Consider the following 19,458-nt stretch of genomic DNA (forward strand, 5'->3'; position numbering starts at 1 on the left):
CCTTAGTATATCCGAAAAGGAAATACTTATTTCTTTTTGGCGTAACGCTTGTTGAACTTCTCCACACGACCCGCAGTATCGAGGATCATCTTCTTACCAGTGTAGAAAGGATGCGAGTTAGAGCTCACTTCCACCTTGAACACAGGGTAGGTCTTGCCATCTTCCCACTCCATCGTCTCAGAAGTTTCGATGGTAGAGCGCGTGATGAACTTGTAGTCGCTAGAAGTGTCGAAGAAAATCACTTCTCTATAGTTTGGATGAATGTCCTTTTTCATTGTCGTATTAATTATCTCTTGATCGTATGCCTTTTTTCAAATGAACCGCAAAGTTATCGCTTTCGATGAAACTATCCAAACCTTCCTGCGCAAATAAACACAGAAATGTTTCGCCTTTTAACCGATCTAATCGGTTCTTACCCATTTAATTCCTGACTCTTTTGCTTCTTACGTCTTACCTTGTGCCTTTCTGCTAGCCTGTTCGCGTGGCATCGCTTCCATCGGGCAAGCGGCTTGCAAAAGCTTTCGCTAAAATTTTGGTATCTTGCACGGCCATATTACGCAATTATGAAAACCTACTGGAGGATATTACGCTACGGCAGACCTTTTAGACGCTACATCCCGATGTATGTGGTGTTCACGCTTTTTGCCATCCTATTCGGGCTGCTGAACTTCACCCTATTAAAACCACTTTTCGATGTCATTTTCGAACAGGTGGATGCGAACAGCTTACAAAAATACGAATCGCTGCCACCTTTCTCTTTTTCCATCGATTATTTTTTACATGCCTTTAACCATTTATTGTTACAGGTGGAGCAGGACTACGGTAAGTTCGGGACCCTGGTTTATGTGTGCATCGTCATCGTGGTATCGGTTTTTTTAGCCAATCTATTCACTTATTTATCGGGGGTACTTTTAGCCCAGTTCCGTGCGGAGATCATCAAAAAAATGCGCATGGGCATCTTCGAAAAAGTGACGCATCTCCACTTGGGCTATTTTACAGGCGAACGCAAAGGAGACCTGATTTCCAAGATGACGAACGACATTCAGGAGGTAGAAAATAGCATCGTCCAATCCCTGCGCGTCATTTTCCGTGAGCCCGCCACCATCGTCCTTTATTTTGCCGTCCTTTTCATGATGTCGGTGGAACTGACCTTGTTTACGATTATCATCATCCCGATTTCGGGAGCGATCATCGGGGGGATTACGAAGCGCTTAAAGCGCAAAGCTGTGGAAAGCCAGACCTCCCTGGGGAGAATTGTGAATATTTTAGATGAGACGATCGGTGGTATGCGCGTGGTAAAAGCCTTTGGAGCCGTCCCCTGGGTCACACGGAAATTCGATCAGGAGACAGACTACTATGCAGAGGTAAACGTCAGCATGGCAAAGAAAAACGAACTCGCCTCTCCTACCTCACAGTTTTTAGGGGTGAGCGTGGTGGCCGGTATCCTCGTGTACGGAGGGAATCTGGTACTCCTAGAGACCAGTAGCCTGAGCGCCTCGGATTTTATCACCTACATTATCATCTTTACTCAAGTGCTGAATCCTGCCAAGGAAATCTCACGTGCAGCCAGCAGCATTCAGCGTGGATTGGCTTCTGCAGAGCGCATCTTCGAAGTCATCGACACCGACAACAAGATTCAATCTCCTCCCCAGCCGAAGCCCTTGGCAGGATTCCACCAAGCTATTCGCTACGAGCAAGTCAGCTTCCGCTACCAAGACACCTTGACGCTGGACCAAGTCTCCTTTGAACTAAAAAAAGGAGAAACGGTGGCGCTGGTTGGGCCAAGTGGTGGAGGGAAGTCGACATTGGCAGACTTGCTGCCGCGCTTTTATGACCCACAGGAAGGGCGTATCACCTTAGACGGTCAGGATATACGCGACTTCTCACTTGAAAACCTCCGCAGCCAGCTGGGCATCGTGACACAGGAGTCCATACTATTTAATGATACGGTGTTTCAAAACATCGCCTTCGGGATGGAGCAGGTGAGCCAAGAGCAGGTGGAGGCCGCGGCTAAAATCGCACATGCACACACGTTTATTATGGAGCTGCCGGAAGGCTACCAGACCAACATCGGTGAGCGCGGCGGAAAGCTTAGCGGCGGGCAGCGGCAGCGCATCAGCATTGCCCGTGCGATCTTAAAAAATCCACCCATACTGATTCTAGACGAAGCGACCTCCGCCCTCGATGCAGCTTCCGAGCGACTCGTTCAGGAAGCCCTTAACCACCTCATGAAAGACCGTACCACCTTAGTGATAGCCCATCGGCTGAGCACCATTCAGCATGCGGACCGCATCCTAGTTATTCAGGGAGGACGTATCATACAGGAAGGAGCACATGAAGCCCTCCTGCGGGAGGAAGGACTCTACAAACAACTTTCCACCATGCAAACCGTTTCATAAATGGCTCTTTTACTTTTCCTCACTATAAACCCTAAGTACCATGCGCAAGAAGCTTGATCAAATCCTCCACTTACTCGTTTTACTGTATTTTGCTGTAAGTTTAGTCTTTTTTCTCTCTTTCGACAGCTTTAAGGGACTATTCGGACTGGAAAGCCTGCGTACGGTAACGGTCAACTACTTTCTCCTCTTCGGTCTTCTCCTTTTTTTAGCCGCATGGGGTAGCAGTTGGCTTGTCCGCAAATCCCTGCAGGATGAAGCCGATAAAAAGGAGTTGGCAGTAAAAGAAATCAAAGCCAAGTTATACGATTTGGAAAAAGGCATCAAGCTGCAGCGTCTGGAAAAAGGGGAGAGTGCAGCTGGTGGCGAGGAGGATAAGCCTGGCAGCAGCTTACGTCCTCGACAGAATTTTAAATCTTAGCTTTTTATTTTAAAACACAAAATATTCATTTTTTATGGTGGCAAAAACGTATGGCTGCACCGTTTATGGTGTGGACGCTCATCACATTACCGTAGAGGTAGACGTCGGTCAGGGAACTAGCTTCCGCATGGTAGGCTTACCGGACAATGCAGTAAAGGAAAGTCAGCAGCGTGTGGAATCGGCATTAAAGTTTTATCATTACATTATGCCCCGCCAGCGTACAGTGGTGAACTTGGCGCCGGCGAACATTCGTAAAGAAGGCTCCGCCTATGATCTTCCGATCGCCTTAGGCATTTTGCAGGCCTCTGGCCAATGTCAGTTTCCAGAACTGGAAAAGTACACGATTATGGGCGAGCTAGCCTTAGATGGGCAGCTCCGTCCTATTAAGGGGGCACTTCCTATCGCTATCGCCACACGTAAAAAAGGATTTAAAGGCTTTATTTTACCGGAAGAAAATGCAGCAGAGGCCGCCATCGTCAATCAAATCGATGTAATCGGCGTTAAAAGCTTAGAAGAGGCGATTGGCTTTTTAACAGGCAAGTTTCCGATTACCCCAAAGGTTACGGACACCCGAGAGCTATTTTTCCATTCACTCGAAGACTTTCCCTATGATTTCGCAGATGTACAAGGCCAGGAAAACATCAAACGCGCCATGGAAATCGCTGCGGCAGGGGGCCATAACCTAATCATGATCGGCCCACCCGGAGCCGGTAAAACGATGTTGGCCAAACGTCTTCCAGGCATCTTGCCCCCCATGACCCTACATGAGGCTTTAGAAAGCACGAAAATTCATTCTGTGGCAGGGAAATTAGGGAAGACAGCGGCCCTTTTGGCCCAAAGGCCCTACCGTGCCCCGCATCACACCATAAGTGATGTGGCCCTAGTCGGAGGAGGTGGAAATCCACAGCCCGGCGAGATCTCTCTGGCACATAATGGCGTGCTTTTCCTGGATGAGCTTCCAGAGTTCAAGCGAACGGTTTTAGAAGTCATGCGACAACCATTAGAGGAGCGAAAAGTGACCATTTCGCGAGCTAAGATGACCGTCGATTACCCGGCCAGTTTTATGCTGGTAGCGAGCATGAACCCCTGCCCCTGCGGGTATTACAATCATCCGGAAAAAGCCTGCATCTGTGGCCCAGGGGTGGTGCAAAAGTACCTAAATAAAATTAGTGGGCCTTTACTGGATCGCATCGACCTGCATATCGAGGTTACGCCTGTGAATTTCGAAGAAATTACAAGCACACGTAGGTCGGAGAGCAGTGCCGCTATCCGCGAGCGTGTCATTCAGGGCAGGGCCATGCAGACTGCACGTTTTCGCGAGATGCCTCATATTTACCATAATGCCATGATGCCCTCCCAGCTGGTAAAAGAAGTGTGCATCCTAAACGAGGCCTGTAAGCTCCTTTTGAAGACCGCTATGGAGCGACTGGGTCTATCTGCACGTGCATATGATCGTATTCTACGTGTGTCCAGGACCATCGCAGACCTGGCCGGCTCAGAGAAAATTTTGCCGGAACACCTAGCCGAGGCCATCCAGTACCGAAGTTTAGACAGATCCTCATGGGCGGAGGCCTTCTAAGCTTTCTAGAGCTGCACGATCAGAATAGAAGTAACACACTCTTGAAATAAGGGTGTAAATCCAAACAAAAGAGCTAAATACACTCTATATATTTATATTTATTTTCAAAAATTTTATTTTTTTTTAATTTTTATTTTGAAAAAAAAAAAAATAATACGATATTAGACTTACATTCTATCTTGCGCAGGAGGAAAGTACGGAAAGCCATCAGCCGGTAAATTGAAGGTTGTAATTTTAACTTCTAAATGAAATGAAAAGACTATTTTTAGCTTGTATGTTGGCCGTTTTTACCGCTTGTGGTGGCCCTGAAAAACAAGAGACCGAAGTCAAAGCGTTACGTTTACAACAGGCAGATATCCCGCTTCTTTTTTCCAAAATAGGCAATCGCCTTCAGGTACTGGAAATTAAAAGCGATATCCCCATAGGACCAATGCCTGAGATCGTGCTGGCAGACAAGTATTTCTACCTCTTTGACCAAGATTATACCCAACGCCTCTACCAGGTAGATCTTAAAGGAAATATCCGAAACAGCATCGCTTTTAACGAAGATTCCCAACTAGCGATAGCGGGAATAACCCAGCTTATCGTCAAAGGCAATACCGTGGGCGTCGTCGCGATGGGCAGTTCGATTCAGTGGTTCGATGAGAATCTCAATGAAGGAAATTTGGAACAGCTCCCCGCTAAAGCCAAGTACCACTTGCCTTATGCGAAAGGCTACGTTTCTTTTAATAACCGAATAAATGAAACGATGCCCTATGACTTTTTCGCTTCGAATGGGAAGGAGATTCAACATGAAGCTTTAGAGGTAGATAAAGACATATATCCCTTTGTTTACCAGACACATGCACCCTTCACCGCACATGGAGAAGGACTGCTTTTCGCTCGGTTTTTTGATGACACGCTTTATGCCTACGATAGCGAAAACGGACTTAGGCCCTACGCAGCGATCGACTTCGGCGTCAATTCCTCACCAGAGGAGCGTTTAAAGCAAATCCAAAACCCCTTCGATATGATGCAACTTCTTAATGATAAGTCTTTTGCTTATCTAAATGGTGAGCTGTTTATGTTAGAAGCCGGAAAGTGTTTATTTGGAGCTACGCTCAAGGGGAGGGGCGCCTTCGCTCTTTGGAACATGTCGGATGCCCAAGCCACGACCTACCCAGTCTTAAAAGATGATTTCAAAAGTGACTTAAAGTTTTACCATATCTCCGCGGCAAAGCCCGGGAAAACAGTTTTTGGACTTAACGGCGAGTCTGTGGCCGAAAATGCTTCTGAAAACTTTCTTGCGAGCCTTTCAGGAGATTATGGCAGCTCGTTTTTCTTATTTATCCTCAGCTAATGCTGGACTCCCAAATAAAAATCCCAGGGCTTAACTAGCTCTGGGATTTTTATGTCGATTATACCTTTTTTAACCGCCTTGATCAAGAAAGTCTTATGCGATGCGGCACCTATAACGCTGTCTTTAGGGCTTCAGGAGATGCGAATTTACCCAGTCGACTTCTTTCTCTCGGATAATATGCTGCGTATCAGGGGCTATCAGGGTCTTTACCACGGCACCTTTCTCCGTCAACAGTTTCGCGCTCTCCTCAATCCGGCTAAGGGGAACATGAAAGTCTTGATGACTGGCCCCTATGAAAATCGGAGTGCCATTAAAGTCCCCCTCGTACTTTTCGGCCTGAAGCTGTTCACCGATTAGCCCTCCTGTGAAGGCCGCCACGCCACCATAGCGGCGCGCATGCCGTGCTGTGAATTCTAAGGCTAAGCAGGCCCCTTGAGAAAAACCGATAAAGTACAACTGCTCACTGGCATACCCCTGCTGCGTTAAGCTTTCTACAAGCTCTTGCAGCATGCTTATGGCAGCACTGTAGGCCGGTTCATTCGAAGCATCCGGAGCCATAAAACTGTAGGGATACCAGGTATTGCCGGGTGCCTGCGGGGCCAGCAGTGCGAAATCTTCTAAAGCTAAGGCCTCCCTCAGGCCTAAGATACTCGTGGCGCTCGCTCCCCTTCCGTGAAGTAAAATGGCCACCCTTTGGGCTTCGCCCAAAGCTTTTCCAGCTACTTTTACATTAGACATAAGCCGTATAATCTAGCGTGACAGGAGCTAAGCTCTCCTCGATTTTATCTCGGTGTTTCTCCGCCCAGCCGGGCAGCTTTAGAGCCTCTCCTAACAAAGCTTCGTCCTCGTCGATCGCAAAACCCGGTGTGTCTGTAGCTATTTCAAACAAAACGCCTCCGGGCTCGCGAAAATAAATAGACGTAAAATAATTTCTGTCTTTTACCTCCGTAACCTGATAACCATGGGAATGCAGGATCCCCTGAATTTCCCGCTGAGAATCCCCATTAGCCGTTCGGAAAGCGATGTGATGCACAGACCCGGCACTTTGGACCCCGGTCCTACCCTCTGGCTGCTCTACGATATCGACGATATCTCCCGGTTTTCCAGCCGTTCCGTAGCGGTAACGCCCATTTTCTTCGGCGATAAAGCGATAATTCATAAAGTCTGTCAGTAGCTTTGCGGTCGCTTCTCGTTTCCTGAGAGTGAGTGTGGCGCCATAAAAACCTTTAATCGCATGCTCCTCGGGCACTGGGCCGTCTCCCCAACCGCTACGTGCATCTTCACGCGCTTCGATGAGTTCGATCCCCATGCCATCATGATCTTCAAAACGGATAAATGCCTCTCCAAAACGTGTTAGCGTATCCGAAATAGGAAATCCAAAGCGCTTCAAACGCGCTCTCCAGTAGTCTAAGCTCCCCTTGGGAATAGAAAAGGCAGTGTATTGCAGCTCACCTACCCCCTTGGTGCCTTTGCGAGCACCCTTAAAAGGAAAGGTGGTAAAAACTGTGCCCGGAGTACCGACACGATCACCGAAGTAAAAGTGATACACGTCAGGAGCATCGAAGTTTATCGTCTTTTTAACCATGCGGAGTCCTAAAACGCCGCAGTAGAAATCAATGTTTTTTTGTGGGTCACCCGCTATCGCTGTAATATGATGGATGCCCTGGATAAGTGCTTGCATGTTTCCGTCATTTAGGAGGGTAAAAAGAAGGGTCAGCCACTTGACCAGACCCCTCTTCGTTTTTTTATCTATCTATTCACTATAAAGTGCGTATTTAAGCCTGCTTTACGAGCTGTACACTCAGTAAAAGGCGTACTTGATCGCTAACAACGACGCTTCCAGCCTCGGTAACCGCACTCCAAGTAAGCCCAAACTCCTTACGGTTTAACTTACCCGAAATTTCGAAACCAGCTTTCGTATTGCCGTACGGATCCCCTGCGACACCACCGAAATCTACCTCTAGGGTAATCGGTTTTTTCGTGCCACGAATACTAATTTCGCCGACTAATTCCTCCCCTTGAATGTGACCTTCAAAGGTCAAATTAGGGTGATTTTCAGCATCAAAAAAGTCAGCGGACTTCAAATGCGCATCTCTGTCTTTTTGATTCGTATCGATAGAATCGATTTTAGCAGAGAATTTTACTTTAGCACCTTGAAAGTCTTCTGTTTCAGCCTCGGCACTTCCTTCGAATTCTCTAAAGTAACCCGTTACAGTGGATATTACCAAATGTTTTACCTTAAAAGATACTTCAGAATGGGTTGGGTCAATTACCCAGTTGCTTACTACGCTCATAGTTTAACTAATTTAAATGAAAGATATAATTAATTTAAGAAATACAAGTCCCTACTTTTGTGGTTTAAAGCCCTTGCCCATCCTCACAACTAGGTTTTGTCTTTTTACCACACTAAGGGCATACGGGTGACTAAAGTATACAGGTGAAATCTAATTTGCCGAAGCAAACCTTTTGCACTAGCCCTTATATGCGTATATGCATTTAATGTCTATACACCATTTAACTTATTTTAAAAGGGGTATTCAAAACCCCTTACCTAATACTTGTTCTAATCGACTGGCTTTCAAATAACGCAACTAACCGCGCAGCTTATCTAGGAGCGCATTCAATTGTTCGGTTTCCTCCACCGTAAGATGAACGATCTGTCGGTTGAACTCCTCCACTTCTACATCCAGCTGGCTCAGAACCTCTAAGCCCTTATCGGTAATGGTAATATCCACCTGCCTGCGGTCGGTAGCGCACTCTTCCCGGTTCACCAGTTCCTTCTGCTTCAACTTTTCGACCAGCCGACTTGCATTCGACATTTTGTTTAACATCCGGTCCTGAATGGAGCTGACGGTGATCGGCTTTCCTTTCTGCCCACGTAATATCCGAAGCACATTATACTGCTCCGGAGATAAGCCGAAAGGCTTAAAGAGCGCATTTTGGGATGCGATTACGAAGCTGTTCGTATATAAGAGGTTGACCACCGTTTTATTATACGGATCTTTAAACGCTTTTTGCTTGATCGCTTCCTCTAATTTCATACTCAAATCTTTTACAAATGCCTTTAATGTATATACATCTAAAAGTAAGGAATTGTTCACAAAAATCACATAATTTCTTATTTTTTTCTGTTGATGCCCCCTGTAACGCTTAGTCAATCACCCGTAGTCCCTGAGCCTATCCGCCTTGCGCTGTGCATAGCCCCATGACTCTAGATCCCAACCGTCTCCGCATACCACTCTTCCAGCAGGCGATTGACTTCCTCAGGCTTTTCGATGGTGCAGCTATGCCCTGCCCCCGGGATAATGTGTAGCTTGGCCCCAGCGATATTCATTTGAATAAACTTGGCCTTCTCAGGCTTGGTGGCCACATCTTCATCTCCCACGATCACTAGCGTCGGACAGGTAATCTGCCCCAGCTCCGCCGCCACTCCTTTTCGGTAAATTACCGCCTCCACGGCTCGACTGATACTGCGCTTATTCGCCTTTAGCTCCTTCGTCCAAAAAGCCTTCGCCTCGGCATTCAATGGATTTTCTAACCAACTCTGTGCAAACATAATTTTCATTACCGGCCCGGCCACGGCCGAACTAACGCCAAATAGCTTAACCGCCCCATTTAGCATTTTGTACTGCGGTAAATTCTCCACTGGTTCCGTATTCGCAGAGGTTTCCAGCAGCACCAGGGAAGCGATCCACTCCGAATGGCGCGCCGCCAAGCGCATACCGACAAATCCCCCCATGGAAAGACCTAAAAAATGTACTGGTTTACCGACCACTTTCACGATAAACTGAAGCGCGTCGGCTGTGAGGGTTTCCATATCCATGCCCCCTGTAGGCACCTCGCTTTGGCCTTGGCCGGGATGATCGTAGGCAATCACACGGTAGCGCTTCTTAAAATGCTCCAACTGCTCCCGAAACATTTTATGGCTCCAGAGAAGCCCATGCGAGAAAACCAAGGTTTCTTCTCCCTCTCCTTCTTCGACATAAAAAATAAGGTGTCCGTTAACTTCAACTTGTGGCATAGTGGTTCGATTAAGATACTTAAAATTCTGGTAGCTGCAGGTTTTTAGCCTGATAAAGGGTTGTTTCCAGCCTATTTATCCCTCTTTTGGCCGCTGGCCAAAGAACTAGGCACACAACCCATGCCCTCCAGAAGGCTTTCGCCAGATGTGCTATAGTGTACGCCAGAATATGTGAATAAGTTTCTTTTCGTGCAGCAAGCCCGAGAAGCTGTTCTTCTCACCCGGCCGCTAACCACGTAAAATAGCAATGGGCGCGGTATCTTTCACTGTACGTCCATTTAGCCATCCGAGCATCACCGTCAGACCTGTAATGGCGGCATACACCAGGAAGGCCTCCGGCAAAGTCCAGCGAAAGGGTATCTGGAAAACGTGCACACTTAATAAATAGCTGGCTATTAATGAGATAAACACCCCACTAAGTGCTGCTAAGCTGCCAAGGAAGAAGTACTCCAGCGTCTGAATTTTCGCCACGCGCGTGCTGGAGGCTCCCAGTGTACGCAGTAAAATACTCTCATAAAGGCGCTGATATTTACTCATGACTAAGCTGCTAATCAGCACCAGTATCCCTGTAGCGATGCTAAAAAGAGCCATGAAGCGAATGACTAAGCTGATTTTACCGAGAACCTCCTCTAGCGTCTCTAAAATCGAGCCTAAATTCACCATCGAAATATTCGGATATTCGCGCACCACCTCTGCCTGCACAGCCGCTGCTTCGAATTCATCCTTGGTTTTCGTAATCAAGACATGAAACTTGGGGGCATTCGCGAGCACTCCTTCCGGAAAAAGCACCAGGAAGTTCGTGCTCACCTGATTGAATTTGACCTCGCGCAAGCTGCCCACGTAGGTGCGTAGCGGGCGCCCTTGAACATTAAAGTCCAGGCGGTCGCCCATTTCCAGTCCTGTGCGGCGCGCATAGCTTTCATCTACAGAAACGAAAATCGTGTCGCTGGTACTAGCATATGGACGTAGCTTGCCCGCCGTAAGGCGCTCCGAGGAGATAAGGGTATCTCGATAGGTGACGCGAAACTCTCTGTTGTAAAGTGAGCGCGAACGCCTTTCTTCCTCTGGAAGCGTATCGTTTTGCTTACGGCTTACGCCATTTATAGCTTCTAGTCCCATGGTCACGATGGGCACCTGCTGCAAGATAGGCAGCTCCCTCCGCTCTAATTTGGCCCTTACGGCCTCTACCTGATGTGTCTGAATATCAAAAAGGAGCATATTCGGTTGATCTCCCCTATCAGCGAACTTCACTTCCTCCAGAAGTTGAGTTTGGACAAAAATGAGGGTGCTGATCATGGCTGTCCCTAACCCTACAGTAGCGATAAGAGCCACGGTCTGGTTATTCGGCCGGTACAGATTCGCAAGCGCCTGCCGCAAGGTGTAGGGAAAAGAAATGGGCAAAAAGCGACGGATGCTTTTCATAAGTAAGGTCGCTAAGCCCCAAAGGAGTAAAAATGCCCCGCATACAAATGCGGTGAAACCGACCGCCACGAGGTAGTTGGACAAAAGAAAATAACTAAACCCATAGACAAAGGCTAGAATAGCTAAGACCACGAGGTAGCGCAGTGGATCTTGGCCGAAGGCCTCCTGCATCTCCGGTCGCAAAGTCGCCATCGGGGACACGCGTCTAATTTTCAGGAGTGGCAGCAGGGCAAACAGCACAGAAACCACAACCCCTGTTAGCATGCCCAAGCCGATCGCCGACCAGGAAATTCCAAAGCGCACTTCTACCGGTAAGAAATCCCCTAACACATAAGGAAGGGCGAGCTGAAGCGCTGTCCCTAGTGCAGACCCCAAAAAAGCCCCGACACTGCCCATTAGCAGAATCTGAACCAAGTAAATAAGCGTAGCGACTTTAGCGCTTACGCCAAGGCAGCGTAGGACGGCCACTGAAGCCAGTTTTTCTTTTATGAACACATTCACAGCGCTTCCCACGCCGACGCAGCCCAGCAGCAAAGCGATAAATGCTACCAAGCTCAGAAAGCCCGCTAAATTATCAAAAGCTCTTCCTGTGCGGTTTTGGCTTTCACTCACTGTGGTCGCTTGAATGCGCTCCGACTCCCAGGCTTGGTCATTTTCTCGCACCAGGGCAGCGACATCCACGCTTTCAGCAAACTGAAAGTAGCGGACATAATTTAGGCGGCTACCGTACTGGATGAGGCCGGTTTCCTCGACATAGGCCATCGGAATATAAACTGCTGGCGCCACAGTCGCTGTAATTCCCGTCTGCCCGGGGACCTTTTCCAGAAGTCCTTCTATCCGAAAACGCTGATTCCCTACTTGAATACTGTCACCTACTTGAGCACTAAACTGCGCCATCAGGGTTTTTTCCACCAGCGCCTTAGCCCCCCCAGCTCGAAAAGTCTGTTCCGCAGCCTCAGGCAAGGTCTCTAGCCGACCATAAAAAGGAAAATCTCCTTCGAGGGCACGCACTTGGGTCAGTCGGCTTTCTCCGGTCTTTGGGAAGGCCACCATGCTCGCAAAGTTCACCTCAGCGGCGGCGGCTTGTGCTTGTGACTCGAGCGTGATGGAGTCTAGGGGGCGATTATTAGACAGGACGAGGTCCGCTCCGAGGAGCTCTTTGCCCTGCCGGGCAATGTCTGCGCGCAGCAGCTGACCGAAGCTGTAGATCGCCACGATCGCCGCGACGCCCAGCACCATCGCTGCTACAAACAGCACCAGACGAGAGCTACTTTTCCGGAAGTCGCGCCAGGCCATTGTAAAGATCCAAGAAGCCTTATGCATGGGAGAGTGCATTTAATTGGCCCCCTTTAATCAGATACACCTGATCCGTTCGTTTTGCCAGCTCTCGGTCATGGGTGACCAGGACGAGGGCAGTCCCCATTTCTGCATTTAGATTAAACAGAAGCTCCTCTACTTTCTGTCCCGTTTCTGCGTCCAAATTTCCCGTCGGCTCATCCGCAAAAAGCAGCTTGGGTTCATTCGCGAAGGCGCGTGCGATAGATACGCGCTGCTGTTCGCCACCAGATAGCATGGCTGGGTAGTGGGTAAGGCGATCTTGGAGTCCTACTTGGGCGAGCAGCTCCTTTGCCCGGAGGGCGGCATCTTTACGCCCCTTCAGCTCCAGCGGCACCATTACATTTTCTAGCGCGGTGAGGGTAGGTAGAAGCTGGAAATTTTGGAAGATAAAGCCGACGTGGGCGTTTCGCAGGGCGGCACGCTGATCTTCGGAAAGGGACTCCAGCGCCTGACCAAAAAGCTGGACGCTGCCGGCACTTCCCGTATCTAGTCCGGCACATAGGCCGAGCAGGGTGGTTTTACCACTTCCTGAGGGGCCGACGATGGCGACCTTATCTCCCGCTTTTACAGAAAAAGAAACCTGATCGAGGATGCGGAGCTGCTTTTCTCCGGAGAGATAAAACTTAGAAAGCTCAGAAACGGTTAATATAGCCATAAAGAAAAATGTTACCTTTGGATAACACGCGGAGGCGTCTGAAATGTTCAGCACACCTGCAGAAAGCCATTGAATATTCCCCTATGTTACGCACGACAAGCTCCTATTCTATTGTTTTCAGCCTTTCTTTTCTGGCAATGCTGCTTTTTCTGGCTTGTTCGCCTTCCTCTGAGCAGGCGAAGTCGGATGTTTTCGAAGAAAAAAATCTCGAAGAGCAAGAGAGCGAGCAAGCGCTAGGCGAAGATGCACCCCTACTTTTGTTTTTCGGCAATAGCCTCACGGCGGGCTACGGCTTAGAGGCAGAAGAGTCCTTTCCCGGGCTGGTAGAAGCGCGCTTAGAAGAGCTGGATATACCTTTTCGTGTGGTCAATGCAGGTCTGAGCGGGGAGACGACGGCTTCAGGCTTAACTCGGCTGGACTGGTTTTTAGAGGAGGAGCCAGCCATCTTTGTATTAGAGCTGGGCGCTAATGATGGCTTACGTGGTATCGCCTTAGCGGAAACGGAGAAAAATCTCCGGAGCATGATTCAACTGGTGCAGAAGCGCTACCCAGAAACAGCTATACTGCTGGCTGGCATGCAGATTCCGCCAAATATGGGAACGCAATATGCGGAAGATTTCCGGCAGCTGTTCCCACGAATAGCCGCGGATGAGGGGGTGACGCTGATTCCGTTTTTACTGGAGGGGGTGGCTGGAGACCCGGACTTAAACCTCCCGGATGGCATACATCCCACCGCCGAGGGGCATGAAATCGTCTTCCAAACCGTTTGGCCTTTTATAGCCCCCTTAGTAGGTGCCTAGTTGATGTGCGCCTAATATGCAGACTAGAACTGTACACTGAGACAGCCGCTTTCTTTCCTCGAAGCGGCTTTTTTTGTACCCTGTCCCTGAGCAAGTTATTCCCGGTAAGCACTTTCGATGAATTCTTTAAACGAAGAACAAAGTTGTTTATTTTAAGACTAAACCAATTAAAATCCTTCTATTTTCGATTAGACTCAAACTCAGTCGAGATAATTCCGTTCAGAAAATAAAACCAAACCTACACTATCGTATGAAAAAAAGTACATTTTTGCCTTTAGGCATTCTATTACTCTTGCTTTTTAGTTTTCAAAACACCAGCATGGGACAGTTTCTTAGCGAGGTTCCTCAAGTAGCGGGGTTTACGCCCGACCATAAAATCGTGGTTGTGGATGACTTTAAAGAGGTAGAGGGCATGATTCGCTTGGGCGAGGCTTTTAGTAAGGCTCGAGGCACCTTCTCCTATTCATTAGCATTCGGGATTTACCCGAGTATGAACAGTGTACATGAGCGTGCGCTGCGCAAATTAAAAGCTGAGGCTTCGATGCGGGGAGCCTCTCATATTTACGTGAAAAGTGTGGCGCATAATGGCGGCATCGGGCGTTTTGTGAGCTATGTAGCCACGTTTTACCGTGCTGAACCCATAGATATAGCCAAGGCTAAAACGCTAATCGCCGGAAATGAGTTTTTGGTGATGAATACAGCTACCTTTAATCGTAATAGGTACAAACCAAAAGTCAAAGCACAGGACTTACTTCGCGTTAAAGAAGCTTTTCGAGATACAGAAGAAAACGGGGGCCGCCTCTTTACGATGGGGCTCATCGGTGAACGTTCGAAGGAGAAGACGGTCAAAGCCTACAAGCGGGGAGTGGATGCACAGATCGAAGGAGGCCCTGACGATTACTTCTATGAGGTTATCGGGGTGAATGATGACTTTATACTGGTAGCGGAAACCGAAAGGCGCGGCAGAACTTATAAAATGCATGTTCTAAACCGCGTAAAGTAAAGTCCGAGGGCAAAACTGCTTGGGATACCAAAAAACAATAGCTAACGGATTGTACTTTAAATGTAAGTGAACGTCGCTTTCATCAACCACCTCCATCTATGGGGGGTGGTTTTTTTTTGTAGACAAAATTAATATTTCTTTAACATGAACATTGACTTCAATTGGCTATATTGTTTTCTTTTATCACTTACTTAATCTTAAATCATGTTTAAAAAATGTAAATTTTCAGTGTTTTTGGCGCTTTTCCTTTGCTTGTTTAGTGCGCAGCAGCGGGTCACAGCACAGAGCCTTTCCAATCTACCAGAGGTAGCAGACTTTACGCCAGTAGAAGAAATCGCTATCGTCGATGATTATTCCCAGGTCAAAGACCTGATCCGTGTGGGAGAGGCTTATAGCAAAGCACGTGGCACGCTCTCTTATTTTGGTTTACTGGGCCTAGTTCCCAGCATGCCAGATGTGCAGCATCGCGCATTAAGCAAATTAAAAGAAGAAGCTTCTCTACGTGGCGCCTCACATATCTATGTGAAAAGCGTCGCCCATAATGGTGGATTTGGTCGTTATGTAGGCTATGTGGCCAGCTTTTACCGTGCCACTCCAGTGGATTTGGCACGCGCCAAAAGGTTTATGGAAGATAAAACCTTTCGTTTGGCAAGTACGACTACCCTAAACCGCAAACGCTATAAGGCAAGGTTTAAGACGGAGGACGCGCTGGTAGGCCCTGTTCGTTTCCAGGATTTAGTAGAAAAAGAAGGGCGTATTTTCACGAAAACGCTAACAGATGAAAGGGAGAAAGCTTTTCCTTATGCCCAGCTAGATAAACCTTTGGACAAGCGCGGAAGCAAGCAGATAGAGGGGGCACCGAGAAATTATTACTACGAAGTGATCGGGATATCTGATGATCATATTTTAATCGCTTCTACGGCTAAGGATGGCCGCATTTACAAGACACATCTTTTGCGAAAAGACAAATAAGAAAATGGGCTTTGGCGCTAGCCAAACACTAGCACCAAAGCCCTATTATTTCACTTGCAGAGCTTGGCTGAGCCTAAAGGCAAAGTCGCAAAGCCAAAGTCACAGGTATCATTTATTCGCTTCTAGCTCTTCAAGAAGTGCCTTTACAGCTGTGCGGAGCTGGGCGTCTTCTCCTTTCAGGATTTCCTCGAAAGGTGTGGCCACTTTGATATCTGGCTCCAACTGCAGGTTTTCCAAGGGTCTATCTTCTGCGACCCCATAAAACGCGATCATCGGAATACCAAATACTAGGGTAGGATCGATTTGTGTTTCCCACCACACTGCAGTGCTTGTTCCAGGAACGGGCATACCGATTAGCTTTCCGATGCCTTTTGCGCGATACGCATAGGGGAAAGCATGCGCATCGGAATAATTACTTTCACTCATCAGCACGACGCTCGGCTTGGACCATTTATCCCGCGGCTCCCCGCCCTTCGCTACGAAGCCATAAGGTCGGAAGGTCGCATAAGGCTTCCCGTCCAAGAAATTAGACAGATCCTCATGCAGCCATCCACCTCCATTAAAGCGCGTATCTACGATAAGGGCCTCTTTATCGATATTTCTACCTAGCACTTCACTGTACACCGTGCGGTAGCTGCCATCGTTCATACCGCGGACGTGCACATAGCCCAGCTTGCCTCCACTAAGTTCCGCTACACGATCGCGCATCATTTTCACCCAGCGCTCGTAAAGCAAATTATTTTCGGCGCCTCCACTAATCGGAAGGACGACCTCTTCCCAAGACTCTCGCGTTTCAGGGTTGAACATGCTAAGTAAGACCCGCTTACCTGCTTTTCGGTTCAAGAGCGCATTCCAGTCTTGCTCCTGATTTAGCGCTACGCCGTCGATCTTTAAGATTCGATGGCCTGCTTTGATTTTCGTTTCGGCATTGTCTAATGGACCACCTGGAATTACCTCTTCGATGATCAAGCCATCTTCCTTACTCATTTCATTAAAGAATAGGCCCAAAGAAGCTGTTGCATCGCCATTTGTGCTACGTGGACTGTAGCGTCCACCGGTGTGCGAACCGTTCAGCTCTCCTAAAAGCTCACTTAATAGCTCTTGAAAGTCATAGTTGTTATTAATATGCGGTAAAAACTTTTCGTAAGCATCGCGGTACATTTCCCAGTCGATGCCGTGCAGATCCGGGTCGTAAAACTTTTTCTTCACCTGCCGCCAAGCATGGTGGTAGATATACGCTCGCTCAGCGGGTAGGTTCAGCTCCATCTCGGCATCTATTCCCACGCGCGACACTTTGCCATTAGCCGTTTCGATTTTTGAAATGTTACCGCCAGAGAGGACAAATAGGTTTTTGCCTTCCTCGTCAAGCTTAAGGCTGCCGCCACCTCCACCGAGACGTGCCAGCGCTTTTAGTTCGCGCGTCCGTGTGTCTAGCTCCCAAACATCGTAGCCTTTTTCATAGCGCGCCATCATATACACTTTATCTCCTTTCGGTGACACTTCGAAGGAGGACAAGTTGACCGATCCTGGCGTGAGGCGCATCATACGCTCTTCTAGGCGCTTAAGATCAAAGGTAAGCGGCTCTTCTTTTTTATCCTCCTTTTTATCCTTATCGTCCTTATCCTTCTTTTTCATTTCTTGGCGCAGCTCGTACTCCTCCTTGCTGAGGCGAAACTGGTCGTAGGTATCTTGATCGAAGAACATGGCATAAATATCCACTTCACGTGCTCCCTGAAAGGCGAGGGGTTTTTTTCCATCCTGATCATTCGTATAGAAGATAGCTTTGCCGCCCATGGCCCAGGTAGCGTTTCCATCGGAAAAACCGCTGAAGGTCAGCTGAGCTGGATCGCCGGACCCGTCGGCAGCATACTTCACCATATGGCTGCTACCGAAGTGCCCTAAAGCATTTTTAGCCACCACCCATCGGCTATCTGGACTCCAAGCATAGTCTTGATCTCCATCAGAGTAGCTGAAGTTCTGGCCTGCTTCGATTAGCGTAACGCTGGATTTTTTCTCCAGATCATACACTTTTAGGATGTTACGCTCCTCGAGGTAGGCGATTTTTTTACCATCAGGCGAAACTACAGGCTGAAACTCATCTTTATCGGAAGCGATGACGGACTCTTCTGTGATGAGTGTAGCGGCGTGGAAAAACTGCTCATCCTCACGCTGAATGCGCGCACGGAAGATGTCCCACTTGCCCTCGCGTTCGGTGGCGTAGTACAGGCTGCGACCGTCTTTCCCCCAGCTAAGGGTACGCTCCTGCGCTGGAGTGTTCGTGATGCGTTTGGTGAAATTATGGGCCACGGAGGTCACGAAAACCTCTCCACGGAAAACGAAAGCGATTTCTTTGCCGTTAGGCGAAAGGGCCATGCCAGTAGCTCCATTACGAACAGACACGGTCTGAATGTCGCTGCCGGAGAAGTCTCCTGCGACCTGCACTTGCAAGCGCTGCGGCTCAGCTCCAGCTTCTAGTGTATAGAGGGCACCATTCCAGCTGAATGCCAATTTATCTCCACGGCTGCGGCTGAGATGACGTACGGGATGGTCTTCAAAGCGTGTGAGCTGTTTTTCCTCCCCAGTGTTTAGATTGCGTGAAAAAACATTTTGGCTGCCCGCTTTCTCGCTTAGGTAAAAGACCGTGCTGCCATCCGCTGACAAGAGTGGTTCGCGGTCCTCACCCTCATAGTCGCTAATTTGGGTATACTGCTCCGCGTCACGATCGTAGAGCCAGATGTCGCGGGTAACCGAAGAAGTGTGATGCTTCCGCCATTCGTCTTCATAGCCTTTACGGTCTTGAAAGACCATTTTCCTGCCGTCGGGGCTAAGTGAGACGGACTGCATGCCTGCGGTGGAGATAAGGTAGTTTCGCCCCCCAGTTTTCGATACACGGTAGAGTTTCATAAACAGCCCCTTGTTCGGAAAGCGAGCGGAAGAGGCTAGGTCGTTTCGGCCGGAGCCAAAAAACACATCGCTGCCATCAGGGCTAAAAGTCCAGGGAAAGTCATTTGTAGAGTGGTGCGTCAAGCGCTTCGCCGGACCGCCTGCTGCGGACATGATGAAGACATCGAAATTCCCGAAACGGTCGCTGGCAAAGGCGATTTCGCGGCCATCCGGGCTCCATACAGGCATAAAGTCATGCGCGTCATGCAGCGTCAGGGGGGTGGCCTGCCCGCCAGTGGCGTTTACCTTAAAGAGATCTCCTTTATAGGAAAACACGATTTCCTCACCGTCGGGCGACAGTGCCGGATAGCGGAGCCAAAGCGCCTCTTGCTGGGCAAAAAGCGGCCAGCCGAGCAGGAGCATGCAGATACTTACTACTATTTTTCTCATGAAATCTATTGGGTTTACGTGTCTGGAGCGCATGTAGCAGCGCCTCCTCACACATTTTATGCAGGGGAATTTACAGAATAAAGCCCAAAGCACCTATCTAAATACTACCACTTGCCTGAAAAAGTATAGGAGCGTCACCTTTCGTATTTTTAACCCTCTTTTCTGTCTATTCTTTTGGG

General features: G+C 48.5%; 16 protein-coding genes. 7 read left to right on the forward strand and 9 right to left on the reverse strand.

All coding sequences use genetic code 11. The annotated features are described in order from the left end of the window. Positions 1-26: 26 nt before the first annotated feature. Complete coding sequence (locus ACXIT9_RS04135) at positions 27-275, reverse strand: type B 50S ribosomal protein L31 (RefSeq protein ID WP_458054985.1); 249 nt, start codon at positions 273-275, stop codon at positions 27-29. A gap of 288 nt (positions 276-563) precedes the next feature. Between ACXIT9_RS04135 and ACXIT9_RS04140 the strand changes: the two genes are divergently transcribed. From ACXIT9_RS04140 to ACXIT9_RS04155, 4 genes are all read left to right on the forward strand, one after another. Next, positions 564-2,399 carry an ABC transporter ATP-binding protein gene (locus tag ACXIT9_RS04140; protein ID WP_458054986.1) on the forward strand — a complete coding sequence of 612 codons (1,836 nt, stop codon included), beginning with the start codon at positions 564-566 and terminating at the stop codon, positions 2,397-2,399. A gap of 40 nt (positions 2,400-2,439) precedes the next feature. Beyond that, the gene (locus ACXIT9_RS04145; RefSeq protein WP_458054987.1) at positions 2,440-2,817 is read left to right on the forward strand and encodes a hypothetical protein; all 378 of its coding nucleotides are present in this window, start codon (positions 2,440-2,442) and stop codon (positions 2,815-2,817) included. Between the two features lie 34 nt (positions 2,818-2,851). Further along, positions 2,852-4,396, forward strand: coding sequence for a YifB family Mg chelatase-like AAA ATPase (locus ACXIT9_RS04150; protein WP_458054988.1), 1,545 nt, complete (start codon positions 2,852-2,854; stop codon positions 4,394-4,396). 250 nt (positions 4,397-4,646) lie between these two features. Continuing rightward, positions 4,647-5,735: a 6-bladed beta-propeller gene (locus ACXIT9_RS04155; RefSeq protein ID WP_458054989.1), complete on the forward strand. Its 1,089-nt coding sequence runs from the start codon at positions 4,647-4,649 to the stop codon at positions 5,733-5,735. A gap of 123 nt (positions 5,736-5,858) precedes the next feature. On the opposite strand, the gene ACXIT9_RS04160 is transcribed toward ACXIT9_RS04155, so the two are convergent. The 7 genes from ACXIT9_RS04160 to ACXIT9_RS04190 all read right to left on the reverse strand — a co-directional run bounded on the left by ACXIT9_RS04160 (position 5,859) and on the right by ACXIT9_RS04190 (position 13,171). Continuing rightward, positions 5,859-6,473, reverse strand: a complete 615-nt coding sequence (locus tag ACXIT9_RS04160) for an alpha/beta hydrolase (protein WP_458054990.1) — start codon at positions 6,471-6,473, stop codon at positions 5,859-5,861. Beyond that, positions 6,466-7,416, reverse strand: a complete 951-nt coding sequence (locus ACXIT9_RS04165; RefSeq protein WP_458054991.1) for a ring-cleaving dioxygenase — start codon at positions 7,414-7,416, stop codon at positions 6,466-6,468. Before ACXIT9_RS04165 ends, ACXIT9_RS04160 begins: the two co-directional genes overlap by 8 nt. Before the next feature lie 94 nt (positions 7,417-7,510). Next, positions 7,511-8,029, reverse strand: coding sequence for a YceI family protein (locus tag ACXIT9_RS04170; protein ID WP_458054992.1), 519 nt, complete (start codon positions 8,027-8,029; stop codon positions 7,511-7,513). A gap of 297 nt (positions 8,030-8,326) precedes the next feature. Next, a complete protein-coding gene (locus ACXIT9_RS04175; RefSeq protein WP_458054993.1) occupies positions 8,327-8,776 on the reverse strand; it encodes a MarR family winged helix-turn-helix transcriptional regulator in 450 nt (149 codons plus the stop codon). 170 nt (positions 8,777-8,946) lie between these two features. Further along, a complete protein-coding gene (locus ACXIT9_RS04180) occupies positions 8,947-9,756 on the reverse strand; it encodes an alpha/beta fold hydrolase (RefSeq protein ID WP_458054994.1) in 810 nt (269 codons plus the stop codon). Positions 9,757-9,984: 228 nt separating this feature from the next. Then, entirely contained in the window at positions 9,985-12,501 is a 2,517-nt protein-coding gene (locus ACXIT9_RS04185; protein WP_458054995.1) for an ABC transporter permease, read from the reverse strand. Continuing rightward, complete coding sequence (locus ACXIT9_RS04190; RefSeq protein WP_458054996.1) at positions 12,494-13,171, reverse strand: ABC transporter ATP-binding protein; 678 nt, start codon at positions 13,169-13,171, stop codon at positions 12,494-12,496. Before ACXIT9_RS04190 ends, ACXIT9_RS04185 begins: the two co-directional genes overlap by 8 nt. Before the next feature lie 83 nt (positions 13,172-13,254). Here ACXIT9_RS04190 and ACXIT9_RS04195 point away from each other — a divergent pair, with 83 nt between their 5' ends. From ACXIT9_RS04195 to ACXIT9_RS04205, 3 genes are all read left to right on the forward strand, one after another. Next, a complete protein-coding gene (locus ACXIT9_RS04195; RefSeq protein ID WP_458054997.1) occupies positions 13,255-13,971 on the forward strand; it encodes an arylesterase in 717 nt (238 codons plus the stop codon). A gap of 250 nt (positions 13,972-14,221) precedes the next feature. Next, positions 14,222-14,974, forward strand: coding sequence for a hypothetical protein (locus ACXIT9_RS04200; RefSeq protein WP_458054998.1), 753 nt, complete (start codon positions 14,222-14,224; stop codon positions 14,972-14,974). Between the two features lie 204 nt (positions 14,975-15,178). Then, positions 15,179-15,946, forward strand: a complete 768-nt coding sequence (locus tag ACXIT9_RS04205) for a hypothetical protein (protein WP_458054999.1) — start codon at positions 15,179-15,181, stop codon at positions 15,944-15,946. A 108-nt stretch (positions 15,947-16,054) separates the two neighbouring features. Here ACXIT9_RS04205 and ACXIT9_RS04210 read toward each other — a convergent pair whose 3' ends face one another. Next, the gene (locus ACXIT9_RS04210) at positions 16,055-19,279 is read right to left on the reverse strand and encodes a S41 family peptidase (protein WP_458055000.1); all 3,225 of its coding nucleotides are present in this window, start codon (positions 19,277-19,279) and stop codon (positions 16,055-16,057) included. Positions 19,280-19,458 lie beyond the last annotated feature (179 nt).

The organism is Nitritalea sp., assembly GCF_054166705.1.

Excerpts from the sequence above, each read along its gene's own strand:
- ACXIT9_RS04165 (WP_458054991.1), bottom strand. The coding sequence starts at position 7,416 with ATGCAAGCACTTATCCAGGGCATCCATCATATTACAGCGATAGCGGGT.
- ACXIT9_RS04175 (WP_458054993.1), bottom strand. The coding sequence starts at position 8,776 with ATGAAATTAGAGGAAGCGATCAAGCAAAAAGCGTTTAAAGATCCGTAT.
- ACXIT9_RS04205 (WP_458054999.1), top strand. The coding sequence starts at position 15,179 with ATGTTTAAAAAATGTAAATTTTCAGTGTTTTTGGCGCTTTTCCTTTGC.
- ACXIT9_RS04195 (WP_458054997.1), top strand. The coding sequence starts at position 13,255 with ATGTTACGCACGACAAGCTCCTATTCTATTGTTTTCAGCCTTTCTTTT.
- ACXIT9_RS04135 (WP_458054985.1), bottom strand. The coding sequence starts at position 275 with ATGAAAAAGGACATTCATCCAAACTATAGAGAAGTGATTTTCTTCGAC.
- ACXIT9_RS04145 (WP_458054987.1), top strand. The coding sequence starts at position 2,440 with ATGCGCAAGAAGCTTGATCAAATCCTCCACTTACTCGTTTTACTGTAT.
- ACXIT9_RS04185 (WP_458054995.1), bottom strand. The coding sequence starts at position 12,501 with ATGCATAAGGCTTCTTGGATCTTTACAATGGCCTGGCGCGACTTCCGG.
- ACXIT9_RS04180 (WP_458054994.1), bottom strand. The coding sequence starts at position 9,756 with ATGCCACAAGTTGAAGTTAACGGACACCTTATTTTTTATGTCGAAGAA.
- ACXIT9_RS04170 (WP_458054992.1), bottom strand. The coding sequence starts at position 8,029 with ATGAGCGTAGTAAGCAACTGGGTAATTGACCCAACCCATTCTGAAGTA.
- ACXIT9_RS04190 (WP_458054996.1), bottom strand. The coding sequence starts at position 13,171 with ATGGCTATATTAACCGTTTCTGAGCTTTCTAAGTTTTATCTCTCCGGA.
- ACXIT9_RS04140 (WP_458054986.1), top strand. The coding sequence starts at position 564 with ATGAAAACCTACTGGAGGATATTACGCTACGGCAGACCTTTTAGACGC.
- ACXIT9_RS04155 (WP_458054989.1), top strand. The coding sequence starts at position 4,647 with ATGAAAAGACTATTTTTAGCTTGTATGTTGGCCGTTTTTACCGCTTGT.
- ACXIT9_RS04200 (WP_458054998.1), top strand. The coding sequence starts at position 14,222 with ATGAAAAAAAGTACATTTTTGCCTTTAGGCATTCTATTACTCTTGCTT.
- ACXIT9_RS04160 (WP_458054990.1), bottom strand. The coding sequence starts at position 6,473 with ATGTCTAATGTAAAAGTAGCTGGAAAAGCTTTGGGCGAAGCCCAAAGG.
- ACXIT9_RS04210 (WP_458055000.1), bottom strand. The coding sequence starts at position 19,279 with ATGAGAAAAATAGTAGTAAGTATCTGCATGCTCCTGCTCGGCTGGCCG.
- ACXIT9_RS04150 (WP_458054988.1), top strand. The coding sequence starts at position 2,852 with ATGGTGGCAAAAACGTATGGCTGCACCGTTTATGGTGTGGACGCTCAT.